The sequence below is a fragment of the Chryseomicrobium excrementi genome, assembly GCF_002798305.1.
Lineage (GTDB): Bacteria > Bacillota > Bacilli > Bacillales_A > Planococcaceae > Chryseomicrobium > Chryseomicrobium excrementi.
On record NZ_PCGR01000003.1, the window covers coordinates 344,021 to 357,534 of the forward strand.

At 43.2% G+C, this 13,514-nt stretch carries 20 protein-coding genes; all 20 read left to right on the plus strand.

Annotated elements, in window-relative coordinates; genetic code table 11:
* The first annotated feature begins 19 nt into the window (after positions 1-19).
* Entirely contained in the window at positions 20-2,098 is a 2,079-nt protein-coding gene (gene fusA, locus CQS04_RS10730; RefSeq protein WP_100354137.1) for an elongation factor G, read from the plus strand.
* Positions 2,099-2,210: 112 nt separating this feature from the next.
* The gene (gene tuf, locus CQS04_RS10735) at positions 2,211-3,398 is read left to right on the plus strand and encodes an elongation factor Tu (RefSeq protein WP_100354138.1); all 1,188 of its coding nucleotides are present in this window, start codon (positions 2,211-2,213) and stop codon (positions 3,396-3,398) included.
* A 439-nt stretch (positions 3,399-3,837) separates the two neighbouring features.
* Positions 3,838-4,698 (plus strand): PPK2 family polyphosphate kinase, encoded by an 861-nt coding sequence (locus CQS04_RS10740; RefSeq protein ID WP_100354139.1) that lies wholly within the window; start codon positions 3,838-3,840, stop codon positions 4,696-4,698.
* 305 nt (positions 4,699-5,003) lie between these two features.
* Positions 5,004-6,314, plus strand: a complete 1,311-nt coding sequence (locus CQS04_RS10745; protein ID WP_100354140.1) for a Na+/H+ antiporter family protein — start codon at positions 5,004-5,006, stop codon at positions 6,312-6,314.
* A 191-nt stretch (positions 6,315-6,505) separates the two neighbouring features.
* Entirely contained in the window at positions 6,506-6,814 is a 309-nt protein-coding gene (gene rpsJ, locus CQS04_RS10750; protein ID WP_093274779.1) for a 30S ribosomal protein S10, read from the plus strand.
* 45 nt (positions 6,815-6,859) lie between these two features.
* A complete protein-coding gene (rplC, locus tag CQS04_RS10755) occupies positions 6,860-7,489 on the plus strand; it encodes a 50S ribosomal protein L3 (protein ID WP_100354141.1) in 630 nt (209 codons plus the stop codon).
* A gap of 25 nt (positions 7,490-7,514) precedes the next feature.
* Positions 7,515-8,138, plus strand: a complete 624-nt coding sequence (gene rplD / locus CQS04_RS10760; RefSeq protein ID WP_100354142.1) for a 50S ribosomal protein L4 — start codon at positions 7,515-7,517, stop codon at positions 8,136-8,138.
* Positions 8,138-8,422, plus strand: a complete 285-nt coding sequence (rplW, locus tag CQS04_RS10765) for a 50S ribosomal protein L23 (protein ID WP_094942209.1) — start codon at positions 8,138-8,140, stop codon at positions 8,420-8,422. The genes rplD and rplW overlap by 1 nt, the downstream gene beginning before the upstream one ends.
* A gap of 38 nt (positions 8,423-8,460) precedes the next feature.
* Positions 8,461-9,291, plus strand: a complete 831-nt coding sequence (gene rplB / locus CQS04_RS10770) for a 50S ribosomal protein L2 (RefSeq protein ID WP_094942208.1) — start codon at positions 8,461-8,463, stop codon at positions 9,289-9,291.
* 57 nt (positions 9,292-9,348) lie between these two features.
* On the plus strand, positions 9,349-9,627 hold the full coding sequence (gene rpsS / locus CQS04_RS10775; protein ID WP_094942207.1) for a 30S ribosomal protein S19: 279 nt from the start codon (positions 9,349-9,351) through the stop codon (positions 9,625-9,627).
* 20 nt (positions 9,628-9,647) lie between these two features.
* A complete protein-coding gene (rplV, locus tag CQS04_RS10780; RefSeq protein WP_100354143.1) occupies positions 9,648-9,992 on the plus strand; it encodes a 50S ribosomal protein L22 in 345 nt (114 codons plus the stop codon).
* A 3-nt stretch (positions 9,993-9,995) separates the two neighbouring features.
* Positions 9,996-10,652, plus strand: coding sequence for a 30S ribosomal protein S3 (gene rpsC, locus CQS04_RS10785; RefSeq protein ID WP_100354144.1), 657 nt, complete (start codon positions 9,996-9,998; stop codon positions 10,650-10,652).
* Position 10,653: 1 nt separating this feature from the next.
* Entirely contained in the window at positions 10,654-11,088 is a 435-nt protein-coding gene (gene rplP, locus CQS04_RS10790; protein ID WP_100354145.1) for a 50S ribosomal protein L16, read from the plus strand.
* Positions 11,078-11,278, plus strand: a complete 201-nt coding sequence (gene rpmC, locus CQS04_RS10795; RefSeq protein ID WP_053591325.1) for a 50S ribosomal protein L29 — start codon at positions 11,078-11,080, stop codon at positions 11,276-11,278. The genes rplP and rpmC overlap by 11 nt, the downstream gene beginning before the upstream one ends.
* Before the next feature lie 18 nt (positions 11,279-11,296).
* A complete protein-coding gene (gene rpsQ / locus CQS04_RS10800) occupies positions 11,297-11,560 on the plus strand; it encodes a 30S ribosomal protein S17 (protein WP_094942203.1) in 264 nt (87 codons plus the stop codon).
* 41 nt (positions 11,561-11,601) lie between these two features.
* Positions 11,602-11,970, plus strand: a complete 369-nt coding sequence (gene rplN / locus CQS04_RS10805) for a 50S ribosomal protein L14 (RefSeq protein ID WP_094942202.1) — start codon at positions 11,602-11,604, stop codon at positions 11,968-11,970.
* Between the two features lie 35 nt (positions 11,971-12,005).
* Positions 12,006-12,314 (plus strand): 50S ribosomal protein L24, encoded by a 309-nt coding sequence (gene rplX / locus CQS04_RS10810; protein ID WP_100354146.1) that lies wholly within the window; start codon positions 12,006-12,008, stop codon positions 12,312-12,314.
* 26 nt (positions 12,315-12,340) lie between these two features.
* Positions 12,341-12,880, plus strand: coding sequence for a 50S ribosomal protein L5 (gene rplE, locus CQS04_RS10815; protein WP_100354147.1), 540 nt, complete (start codon positions 12,341-12,343; stop codon positions 12,878-12,880).
* Between the two features lie 19 nt (positions 12,881-12,899).
* The gene (locus CQS04_RS10820) at positions 12,900-13,085 is read left to right on the plus strand and encodes a type Z 30S ribosomal protein S14 (protein WP_094942199.1); all 186 of its coding nucleotides are present in this window, start codon (positions 12,900-12,902) and stop codon (positions 13,083-13,085) included.
* 29 nt (positions 13,086-13,114) lie between these two features.
* The gene (gene rpsH, locus CQS04_RS10825; RefSeq protein WP_094942198.1) at positions 13,115-13,513 is read left to right on the plus strand and encodes a 30S ribosomal protein S8; all 399 of its coding nucleotides are present in this window, start codon (positions 13,115-13,117) and stop codon (positions 13,511-13,513) included.
* Position 13,514 lies beyond the last annotated feature (1 nt).

Genomic DNA, 13,514 nt, shown 5'->3' on the forward strand with positions numbered 1-13,514 from the left:
GTGGAAGGAGACAAAATAAATGGCTCGCGAATTTTCATTACAGAAAACTCGTAATATCGGAATCATGGCCCACATCGATGCTGGTAAAACAACAACGACTGAGCGTATCCTTTATTACACTGGCCGTATCCACAAAATTGGTGAAACGCACGAAGGTGCTTCACAGATGGACTGGATGGAGCAAGAGCAAGAACGCGGAATCACAATCACTTCAGCTGCTACAACAGCTGCATGGAAAGAGCACCGCGTAAACATCATCGATACACCAGGACACGTAGACTTCACGGTTGAAGTTGAACGTTCACTACGTGTACTTGATGGTGCGGTAACTGTACTTGATGCACAATCAGGTGTAGAACCACAAACGGAAACAGTATGGCGTCAAGCTACAACTTACGGCGTACCACGTATCGTTTTCATCAACAAAATGGATAAAACAGGTGCAGACTTCTTGTACTCTGTTAAAACATTACACGATCGTTTAGAAGCTAACGCTCATCCGATCCAATTACCAATCGGTGCAGAAGACGACTTCACAGGAATCATTGACTTAGTGACAATGACTGCTACGATGTACGGAAACGACCTTGGTACTGACATCCAAGAAGTAGAAATTCCAGAAGAGTACAAAGCTCAAGCTGAAGAATACCGTGAAAAGTTAGTTGAAGCGGTTGCTGAACTTGACGAAGAACTTATGGAAAAATACCTTGGTGGCGAAGAAATCACAAACGAAGAACTAGTTGAAGGTATCCGTAAAGGTACTGTAAACGTTGAGTTCTACCCAGTTGTTTGTGGTACTGCGTTCAAAAACAAAGGTGTTCAGAAGATGCTAGATGCGGTTATCGCATACTTACCTTCTCCACTTGATGTAGCTCCAATGAAAGGTATCGACCCAGACTCTGATGAAGAGCTAGTACGTGAGCCATCTGATGAAGCTCCGTTCTCTGCACTTGCCTTCAAAGTTATGACAGATCCTTACGTTGGTAAATTAACATTCTTCCGTGTGTACTCAGGTACATTGGATTCTGGATCTTATGTTCAGAACTCAACAAAAGGGAAGCGTGAGCGCGTAGGTCGTATCCTACAAATGCACGCGAACTCACGTGAAGAAATTTCTAAAGTATATGCAGGGGATATCGCAGCGGCTGTTGGTCTTAAAGACACAACTACTGGTGACACACTTTGTGACGAGAAGCACTTAGTCATTCTTGAATCAATGGAGTTCCCAGAGCCAGTTATCTCATTATCTGTAGAACCAAAATCAAAAGCTGACCAAGATAAAATGGGTCAAGCTCTACAAAAACTTCAAGACGAGGATCCGACGTTCCGTGCTCACACGGACCAAGAAACTGGTCAAACGATCATCTCTGGTATGGGTGAGCTTCACCTTGATATCCTAGTTGACCGTATGCGTCGTGAATTCAAAGTTGAAGCTAACGTAGGTGCTCCACAAGTATCTTACCGTGAGACAATCCGCTCTACTGCTCAAGTAGAAGGGAAATTCGTCCGCCAATCTGGTGGTCGCGGTCAATTCGGTCACGTTTGGATCGAGTTCTCTCCAAACGAAGAAGGTAAAGGCTTTGAATTCGAAAACGCTATCGTTGGTGGTGTAGTACCACGTGAATACATTCCAGCAATCGAAGCGGGTCTTCGTGACTCTCTAGACAACGGTATGTTAGCGGGTTACCCAATCATTGACTTGAAAGCAAAATTATTCGATGGTTCATACCACGATGTTGACTCGAATGAGATGGCGTTCAAAATTGCCGCTTCTATGGCACTTAAAAACGCAGTATCTAAAGTTAACCCAGCTCTACTAGAGCCTGTTATGAAAGTAGAAGTTGTAATTCCTGAAGAATACCTAGGCGACATCATGGGTGACATCACGTCACGTCGTGGACGCGTTGAAGGTATGGAAGCTCGCGGAAACGCACAAGTTGTTCGTGCCATGGTTCCACTTGCTGAAATGTTCGGATATGCAACAGCTCTTCGTTCTAACACGCAAGGACGCGGAACATTCTCAATGGTGTTCGATCACTACGAAGAAGTTCCTAAGTCAATCTCTGAAGAGATCATCAAAAAAAATAAAGGTGAATAATTGAAATTCACCTTCGTTTCAAGTATAACTATCTTGTAGTGTATGAAAGCGAGGGGCTTGCCCCTTTCGCTTTTATCATAAAACAAACAATTACTGAGGAGGATTTACTCTAATGGCTAAAGAAAAATTCGATCGTTCCAAAACACATGCTAACATCGGTACTATCGGTCACGTTGACCACGGTAAAACAACTTTAACAGCTGCAATCGCTACTGTTCTTTCTAAGCGTCTTGGCGGTGAGGCTCGTTCATACGACCAAATCGATAACGCTCCTGAAGAAAAAGAGCGCGGAATCACAATCAACACTTCTCACGTTGAGTATGAAACTGCTACTCGTCACTATGCACACGTTGACTGCCCAGGTCACGCTGACTATGTTAAAAACATGATCACTGGTGCTGCACAAATGGACGGCGGTATCTTAGTAGTATCTGCTGCTGATGGCCCAATGCCACAAACTCGTGAGCACATTCTTCTTTCACGTCAAGTAGGTGTTCCTTACCTAGTTGTATTCATGAACAAATGTGACATGGTTGATGACGAAGAGTTACTAGAATTAGTTGAAATGGAAATTCGTGATCTATTATCAGAATACGACTTCCCAGGCGACGACATTCCAGTAATCAAAGGTTCTGCTCTTAAAGCTCTAGAAGGCGAAGCAGAATGGGAAGAAAAAATCATCGAACTTATGGACGCTGTAGATTCTTACATCCCAACACCTGAGCGCCAAACTGACAAACCTTTCATGATGCCAGTTGAGGACGTATTCTCAATCACTGGTCGTGGAACAGTTGCTACTGGCCGTGTTGAGCGTGGACAAGTTAAAGTCGGTGACGTTGTAGACATCATCGGTATCGTTGAAGAGCCAAAATCTACTACTGTAACTGGTGTAGAAATGTTCCGTAAACTTCTTGACTATGCAGAAGCTGGAGACAACATCGGTGCACTTCTTCGTGGGGTTTCTCGTGAAGATATCCAACGTGGACAAGTATTAGCTAAACCAGGCTCAATCACTCCACACACTGAGTTCAAAGCTGAAGTTTATGTTCTTTCAAAAGAAGAGGGTGGACGTCACACTCCATTCTTCTCTAACTACCGCCCACAGTTCTACTTCCGTACAACGGACGTAACTGGCGTATGTAACTTACCAGAAGGCGTTGAAATGGTTATGCCTGGAGACAACATCGAAATGACTGTTTCTCTAATCGCTCCAATCGCGCTTGAAGAAGGTACTAAGTTCTCTATCCGTGAGGGTGGACGTACTGTTGGTGCTGGCGTAGTTGCTACTATCACTAAATAATTTCAGCTTTTGCTGATCTTAACCCTTCCCGGGACGCTGGGAAGGGTTTTTTATTTTTAGATGTGGAGAACGCCGCTCTAGAAATCTTGTGAAAACCGGGCGGGTCCGTAGAGGCGCTTTTTGCCTCTATGGATGCGACCGGTTTTCGCGGGGATTTCTGGCGTTCGCAACTCGATTACTTTAGATGCGGAAGGCGTTCGCCCAGAAACACTTCAGTTAGGTGACTCTGACATTAACTGCGCTTACTCTGACATTAACTGCTCTTACTTTGACATTAACTCGCTCCACTCTTACATTCCTCGCTTTATGGAACCCTTTCGCCCCAACACCACCCCCAGCTACCCCAGCCCTTTCTAAGCAAGACCTCCCATTATTCAAGGGTTTGTCCAAATCTCATCAAGGGTAAAGTTCCCTATACTAATAGAGGAGGCTATCCCTGATGCGGATCAGCACATACAAAGTCCCCAGCACCAAATCCATTCGTTTAAAAGACTATCCCACTACCGAAGATAAGAAAAAAGAGAATGAACACATAAGAGATACAGTCATTCCAGATTTGGTGAAACAGATGAAATCCCTCCATCACCGATTACACGCTGAAGAGAAACATGGTATTCTCGTTGTTTTGCAAGCTATGGATGCAGCAGGGAAGGATGAAGCTATTAGCTACATCTTCTCCAACTTAAGTGCGCAAGGACTCAAAACTACCACTCTAGGGAAACCGTCGGAGGACGAGAAATCAAAAGATTATTTGCGGCGAATCCAAGAAGGTTTGCCTAGCAGGGGCCAGATTGGCATTCTGAATCGATCTCATTATGAAGAAGTCATTGCTCCTCGTATTCATGATCTATTAGAAGAAGGAGACATTCCTTCACATGCTGACAAACGTTCTATATGGAAGATGCGATACCGTCAAATAAATGATTATGAAAAATACCTCTATGAAAACGGCATTCATATTGTAAAGTTCTTCTTTCACATGTCGAAAGAGGAGCAGAAAGACAGATTGCTCGAACGAATGAAAAATCCAGAGAAACATTGGGAGTTTTCATTTGCCGATGTAGAAGAAAGAGAGCACTGGGATGACTATCATAAAATTTTTGAAGAAATGCTAAATCATACGTCCACCAGCTACTGTCCTTGGTATGTGTTGCCGGCAGATGATGAATGGCATAGTAGACGTCTTGTGACAGAAATCATGATTCAGTTAATGGAAAAGTTAGATCCGAAATATCCAACGTTTACGGGAGAAGATTTAAAACGATTGAAGAAGGAAATTAAAAAGCTTGAGAGTGAGTGAAAGTGTCGCCGATTTCGGCGGCATTTTCTTTGGGAGGCGCAAAGATTCGACAATAAATTCGTTAAGCTCAGCCATTGGAAGAAGAATTTCGATACTTAAATCGGTCTGTTTGGTCATTGTGTCGAGCGGTTCAATCACCTATCGAATTATGGAACTTCCTCACCGCACAAAAGCATCTTACAATAGCAATCACTCTTGTTGACACGTCTAAATACCCGTGCTATCATAGCATTTGTTACTTTAATACTCTACTTGTTTAGCAGATTAAAGCATTAATCATTTCTATCTAGAAAAGAGGAAATTCCATGAATGCAGTACTTATCGCGGTATTGATCATGCTTGTGCTCAGCTTGTTGCGAGTCAACGTGGTCATCGCATTACTAGTTGGTGCGCTCTCAGGTGGTCTTATTGCCGGATTGTCACTAACGGATACATTAACAGCTATTACCGAGGGTCTTGGCGGGGGCGCGACCATTGCACTCAGCTACGCGTTACTCGGGGGCTTTGCGGTAGCTATCTCACGCACGGGATTGCCACTTTGGTTAGTGGACAAACTGGTGGATTCAGCTAACCAGAACAAATCAGGTAACTTTGGAACGATCAAATGGTTCTTACTCGCAGCTATCTTATTGATGTCTATAGCGTCACAAAACATCATTCCAATTCATATCGCATTTATTCCATTACTCATTCCACCGTTGTTGCCACTATTTAATAAAATGAAAATCGATCGCCGATTGATTGCTTCGATTTTGACGTTCGGTTTAACGGCGCCATATATTCTATTGCCTTACGGATTCGGTGCTATCTTCCACGATATCATCGCAACGCAGATGGAGGCGGCTGGGATGACAATCGACCGTTCGGACATTCCTACGGCGATGTTGATTCCGACAGCTGGTCTTGTTGTGGGTCTGATTGTAGCAGTTTTCATAAGCTATAGAAAAGCGCGTGACTATAACGAGACAGTGGCCGTAGAAGTTGAGCGTGTGAAAGTAACGCCAATGACGATTTTATTTACGATTCTAGCACTAGCAGCTGCGTTAGCTGGACAATTGCTCACTGAGAGCATGATTGTGGGAGCACTTGCAGGTATTGCTGTATTATTCGCGACTCGTGCCGTGCGCTGGTCCGAGTCAGATCGTGTCCTTATAGAAGGAATGCAGATGATGGCATTCATCGGATTCGTTATGATTGCGGCGAATGGCTTTGCTAGCGTCATGACGGCCACTGGTGACGTGGAAACATTAGTAGAAGGAACAACTAGTGCTATTGGCAACAACCAAGCTCTAGCCGCCCTTCTGATGCTTGTAGTGGGCCTTGTTGTTACGTTGGGTATAGGGTCATCATTTGCTACGATTCCAATCATTACGACACTGTTCGTCCCGTTTGCTATGGAAGTAGGATTTGGTCCTATGGCAATCATCGCTTTAATTGGAACAGCAGGAGCACTTGGAGATGCAGGATCACCAGCATCAGATTCAACACTGGGGCCGACATCAGGTTTAAATGCAGATGGCCAACACAATCACATCTGGGATACTACAGTGCCAACGTTCATTCATTACAACATTCCACTCATAATTTTCGGCTGGATTGCGGCAATGGTTCTCTAATTAAAAGAAACAAAAAAGAATTCGCAAAAACACTTGCGGATTCTTTTTATTTTCGTTATAATGTTGAATGTTGGTCTTTGACTGCGATGAAGCGAGAGGTTACCGACACACCCGGCCGCTTTGCCATGGCGCGTGTGCTGGAAAATTTTCGTGGAGAATGTCTAGAAAATAGGCGAAAAGGAGGGAAAATAATGGCAAAACAAAAAATTCGTATCCGTTTAAAAGCGTATGATCACAGAATTCTTGATCAATCTGCTGAGAAAATCGTAGAAACTGCGAAACGTTCAGGTGCTAGTGTATCAGGTCCGATCCCACTTCCAACTGAGAAGTCGACGTACACAATCTTGCGTGCGGTTCACAAGTACAAAGATTCTCGTGAGCAATTCGAAATGCGTACGCATAAACGTCTGATCGATATCGTTAACCCAACACCACAAACTGTTGATGCGTTAATGAAGCTTGATTTACCATCTGGCGTTGATATCGAAATCAAACTTTAATGGTAGAAAAATAAAAAAACAAACAATTAACAGGAGGTGTGACGAATGACCAAAGGAATCTTAGGTAGAAAAATCGGTATGACGCAAGTATTTGCTGAGAACGGTGATCTAATCCCTGTAACTGTAATCCAAGCTACTCCAAACGTAGTTTTACAAAAGAAGACAGTTGACACGGATGGCTACGAAGCGATCCAGTTAGGTTTTGAAGATAAGCGTGAAAAGCTTTCTAACAAACCAGCTAAAGGACACGTAGCAAAAGCGGACACTGCTCCTAAGCGCTTCATCCGCGAGTTCCGCGGACTTAATACTGCTGATTACGAGGTTGGTCAAGTAGTCAATGTAGAAAGTTTCGCTGAAGGCGATGTAATCGATGTAACAGGTGTAACAAAAGGTAAAGGTTTCCAAGGTGTAATTAAACGCCACGGACAATCTCGCGGCCCGATGTCTCACGGTTCTCGTTACCACCGTCGTCCGGGTTCAATGGGTCCAGTTGCTCCGAACCGTGTATTCAAACAAAAGAAATTACCTGGTCAAATGGGTGGAAACACAGTAACAATCCAAAACTTACAAGTTGTGAAGATTGATGCTGAGCGTAACCTTCTATTAGTAAAAGGTAATGTTCCTGGTTCTCGTAAATCATTAGTAGTTGTTAAAGCTGCTATTAAATCGAAATAATCTTTGAAGAAAGGAGGAAACAGGAATGGCAAAAGTTAAAGTTGTAAATTTAACAGGTGCTGAAGTTGGTGAAATCGAATTAAGCGACAAAGTATTCGGTATCGAACCAAACGAATCAGTACTGTTTGAAGCAATTATTGCGCAACGTGCTTCTCTACGCCAAGGTAACCACAAAGTGAAAGGTCGCTCTGAGGTATCTGGTGGTGGACGTAAGCCATGGCGTCAAAAAGGAACTGGCCGTGCTCGTCAAGGGTCTATCCGCTCTCCACAATGGCGTGGCGGTGGTATCGTATTCGGTCCAGTACCACGTAGCTACAGCTACAAATTACCGAAAAAAGTTCGTCGCTTAGCTCTTCTTTCAGCGTTATCTTCTAAAGTACGTGAAGAAAGCTTTGTAGTCGTGGATGCATTATCATTCGATGCACCAAAAACAAAAGACTTTGCTAAAGTATTGAAAGATCTTTCAATCGCTAAAAAAGCATTGTTCGTTACTGCTGATCTAGATGAGAACGTAGCATTATCTGCTCGTAACTTAGCTGGTATCACAGTACTTCCTGCTTCTGGCATCAATGTTCTTGATCTTGTTGGACATGATCAATTAGTTATGACGAAAGCAGCTGTAGAAAAAGTGGAGGAGGTGCTTGGATAATGGAAGCACGTGATATTATTAAACGTCCGGTCATTACCGAGCGTTCTTCTGAACTAATGGGCGATAAGAAGTACACTTTCGAAGTGGACACTCGCGCAACAAAAACAAACGTGAAAAGCGCTGTAGAAGAAATCTTTGGTGTTGAAGTTGCGAAAGTAAACATCATGAACTACAAAGGGAAATTCAAACGCGTTGGCCGTTTCGGCGGATTCACAAACAAACGTCGTAAAGCAATCGTTACATTGACTGCTGACAGCAAAGAAATCGAATTATTCGAGATCTAATCTTATAGAAGAGTTAAAACCAAGAAGGAGGGAAAAAAATGGCGATTAGAAAGTATAAACCGACCACAAACGGACGTCGTAACATGACTAGTCTTGATTATGCTGAAATCACAACAAACAAGCCTGAGAAATCATTGCTTGCACCTGTGAAGCGTAAAGGCGGCCGTAACAACCAAGGTAAAATTACTGTTCGTCATCACGGTGGCGGTCACAAGCGTCAATACCGTATCATCGATTTCAAACGCAACAAAGATGGCATTCCAGGCCGCGTTGCTACAATCGAGTATGATCCAAACCGCTCTGCGAATATCGCATTAATCAACTATGTTGATGGAGAAAAACGTTACATCTTAGCACCAAAAGGATTAGTAGTAGGTATGGAAATCGTATCTGGTCCTGAAGCGGATATTAAAGTAGGTAACGCGTTACCACTTGAAAACATCCCTATGGGTTCTACAATCCACAACATCGAAATGAAACCTGGTAAAGGTGGACAGCTAGTACGTTCTGCTGGTACATCTGCACAAGTTTTAGGTCGTGAAGGGAAGTACGTAATCGTACGTCTTCAATCTGGTGAAGTTCGTCTTATCCTAGGTGTTTGCCGTGCAACTATCGGTGAAGTAGGAAACGAACAACACGAACTAGTAAACATCGGTAAAGCAGGTCGTTCACGCTGGTTAGGTAAACGCCCAACTGTACGTGGATCTGTAATGAACCCGAACGATCACCCACACGGTGGTGGTGAAGGTCGTACACCAATCGGACGTAAGTCTCCAATGTCTCCATGGGGTAAACCAACTCTAGGAGCGAAGACTCGTAAGAAGAAAAACAAATCCGACAAAATGATCATTCGTCGTCGTAAAAAATAAAGTGGTTAAACTGCGGTTCGTAGGAGCCGTAGTGGAATCACTAAGGGAGGTTCCAAAATGGGTCGTAGCTTGAAAAAAGGACCTTTTGTAGACGATCACTTAATGAAAAAAGTGGACGCTCAGAAGGACAGTGAGAAAAAGTCAGTAATCAAAACTTGGTCTCGCCGCTCTACAATTTTCCCATCATTCATCGGTCAAACGATTGCAGTCTACGATGGTCGTAAACACGTGCCTGTATACGTAACTGAAGATATGGTTGGACACAAATTAGGCGAGTTCGCACCAACACGTGCTTATAAAGGTCACGGTGCTGACGATAAGAAAACAAGACGCTAATTGAGAGGAGGTAACACCACATGGCACAAGCTAAAGCAGTTGCTAGAACAGTGCGCATTGCTCCTCGTAAAGTACGATTAGTCGTTGATTTGATCCGAGGTAAGCAAGTTGGCGAAGCTGTTGCAATTTTGAACCACACACCACGTTCTGCATCACTAGTTGTGGAGAAAGTTTTAAAATCTGCAGTCGCTAACGCAGAGCACAACTATGATTTAGACATTAATAGCTTAGTAGTATCTGAGGTCTTCGTTGATGAAGGTCCAACATTAAAACGTTTCCGTCCACGTGCACAAGGTCGTGCGAGTGCGATCAACAAACGTACTAGCCACATCACTGTAGTGGTATCTGAGAAGAAGGAGGGATAATTCGTGGGTCAAAAGGTCAATCCAATAGGGTTACGCGTAGGTATTATTCGTGATTGGGAATCTAAATGGTTCGCTGAAAAAGAATACGCTACACTCTTACACGAAGATTTGAAAATTCGTAAATTCATCGACACACGTCTAAAAGACGCGTCTGTTTCTAAAGTAGAAATCGAGCGTGCTGCAAAACGTGTGAACATTACAATTCACACTGCGAAGCCAGGTATGGTAATCGGTAAAGGTGGTACAGAAGTTGAAGCTGTACGTAAATCTTTAAACGAACTTACTGGCAAGCGTGTACACATCAACATCGTTGAAATCAAACGCGCGGATCTAGATGCGAAATTAGTCGCTGAAGGAATTGCACGCCAACTTGAAGGCCGTGTATCTTTCCGTCGTGCACAAAAACAAGCTATCCAACGCACAATGCGTGCTGGCGCACAAGGGATCAAAACGCAAGTTTCTGGTCGTCTAGGTGGAGCTGACATCGCACGTGCTGAACATTACAGCGAAGGTACTGTTCCACTTCATACACTTCGTGCTGATATCGATTACGCACACGCTGAAGCTGATACTACTTATGGTAAGTTAGGCGTTAAAGTATGGATCTACCGTGGAGAAGTCCTTCCTACTAAGAAGAACTCTGAGGAAGGAGGCAACTAATATGTTAATGCCTAAACGCGTTAAATACCGTCGTCAACACCGTGGAAAAATGCGCGGACAAGCAAAAGGCGGTACAGAAGTAACATTTGGTGAATACGGCCTTCAGTCAACTGAAGCTAGCTGGATCACAAGCCGTCAGATTGAGTCTGCACGTATTGCAATGACACGTTACATGAAACGTGGCGGTAAAGTCTGGATTAAAATTTTCCCGCACAAACCATATACGAAAAAGCCTCTTGAGGTACGTATGGGTTCTGGTAAAGGGGCACCTGAAGGCTGGGTTGCTGTCGTAAAACCAGGAAAAATCATGTTTGAAATTGCAGGAGTATCTGAGGAAGTTGCACGCGAAGCTCTTCGCCTTGCTTCTCACAAGCTGCCTGTTAAATGTAAAGTAGTTAAACGTCAAGAAATTGGTGGTGAATCTAATGAAAGCTAATGACATCCGTGAACTTACTACAGCTGAGATCGAACAAAAAGTAAAATCACTGAAAGAAGAGCTTTTCAACCTTCGCTTCCAATTGGCGACTGGTCAATTAGAAAACACAGCTCGCATTCGTGAAGTCCGCAAAGCGATTGCACGTATGAAAACTGTGATTCGCGAAAGAGAAATCAGTGCAAACAACTGATAAAGGAGGTTTTCAAGCATGACTGAGCGTAACCAACGCAAAGTGTATACAGGCCGAGTGGTTTCAGACAAAATGGACAAGACTGTAACAGTTCAAGTTGAAACTTACAAAAAGCACAAGTTATACGGTAAGCGTGTAAAATATTCAAAGAAATTTAAAGCGCATGATGAAATGAACGAAGCTCAAGTAGGAGATATCGTACGCATCATGGAAACTCGCCCGCTGTCAGCTACAAAACGTTTCCGTTTAGTGGAAGTTGTAGAAAAAGCGGTTATTATCTAATAAAATTCGGAACGATTTATTTCCGGAAGGAGGTAACCTAAATGATCCAACAAGAGAGTCGTATGAAAGTTGCTGACAACTCAGGTGCACGTGAAGTTTTAACTATTAAAGTTCTTGGTGGTACTGGACGTAAGACTGCTAACATCGGCGATATCGTCGTATGTACAGTTAAGAAAGCAACACCAGGTGGCGTTGTCAAGAAAGGTGACGTTGTTAAAGCGGTAATCGTTCGCACGAAGAGCGGAGTTCGCCGTAAAGACGGTACGTACATCAAATTTGATGAGAACGCTTGTGTCATCATCAAAGACGACAAAGGACCTCGTGGAACTCGTATTTTCGGACCAGTTGCACGTGAACTACGTGACAGCAATTTCATGAAAATCGTATCTTTAGCTCCAGAAGTTCTTTAATTACGAGATAGTGCCAATCAAGGAGGTGCGACAGAATGCATGTAAAAAAAGGCGATAAAGTCATGGTAATCTCAGGGAAAGACAAAGGGAAAACAGGTGTGATCCTTTCAGCGTTTCCTAAGAAAGACCGCGTGCTAGTTGAAGGTGTAAACATCGTCAAAAAGCACACTAAGCCAAATCAAGCAAATCCACAAGGTGGAATTGTTGAACAAGAAGCTGCCATTCACGTATCAAACGTTATGTTGATCGACCCTAAATCTGGGGAACCAACACGCGTAGGTTACAAAATGGAAGACGGTAAAAAAGTTCGTGTTGCTAAAAAATCTGGTGAAATCATTAAATAAGCTAAATGAAGAAGGGAGGTACACACATGAACCGCCTAAAAGAAAAGTTTGTTAACGAAGTTACTCCTGCTCTAATGAGCAAGTTTGAATATACATCTGTTATGCAGGTGCCAAAAGTAGACAAAATCGTGATCAACATGGGTGTGGGCGACGCTGTCCAAAACACAAAATCACTTGATGCTGCTGTTGAAGAACTGCAAACAATCGCTGGTCAAAAACCAGTAATCACTAAAGCTAAAAAATCTATCGCCGGCTTCCGTCTTCGTGAAGGTATGCCAATCGGTGCGAAAGTTACATTACGCGGTGAGCGTATGTATGACTTCTTGGATAAATTAATCTCAATCTCACTTCCACGTGTACGTGACTTCCGTGGTGTTTCTAAAAAAGCATTCGACGGTCGCGGAAACTACACTTTAGGTGTGAAAGAGCAATTAATCTTCCCTGAAATCGATTTTGACAAAGTATCTAAAGTCCGCGGTATGGACATCGTAATTGTAACAACTGCGAACTCTGATGAAGAAGCTCGCGAGTTATTGACACAATTCGGTATGCCATTCCAAAAGTAAATAATAGGGAGGCGAAATCGTGGCTAAAAAATCAATGATCGCTAAACAAAAACGTACGCCAAAACATCCAGTGCAAGCCTACACACGCTGTGAGCGTTGTGGACGTCCGCACTCTGTATATCGTAAATTCAAGCTTTGCCGTATTTGTTTCCGTGAGTTAGCTTACAAAGGACAAATTCCAGGCGTTAAAAAAGCAAGCTGGTAATCCCCTAAACTGGGAAGGAGGTAAATGTAATGACAATGTCAGATCCAATTGCAGATATGCTGACTCGCATTCGTAATGCGAATATGGTTCGTCACGAGAAACTAGAAGTGCCTGCTTCAAACTTGAAGAAGGAAATCGCTGAAATTCTAAAGCGTGAAGGTTTCGTCCGTGATGTTGAGTATGTAGAAGATAGCAAACAAGGTATCATTCGTATCTTCTTGAAATACGGTCAAAATAACGAACGCGTTATCACTGGCTTAAAACGTATTTCAAAACCAGGTCTTCGCGTTTACGCGAAAACTAACGATGTTCCTAAAGTTCTTAACGGACTAGGTATCGCTTTAATTTCTACTTCACAAGGTCTTGTAACAGATAAAGAAGCTCGTGCTAAACAAGTTGGCGGAGAAGTCGTCGCTTACGTTTGGTAAT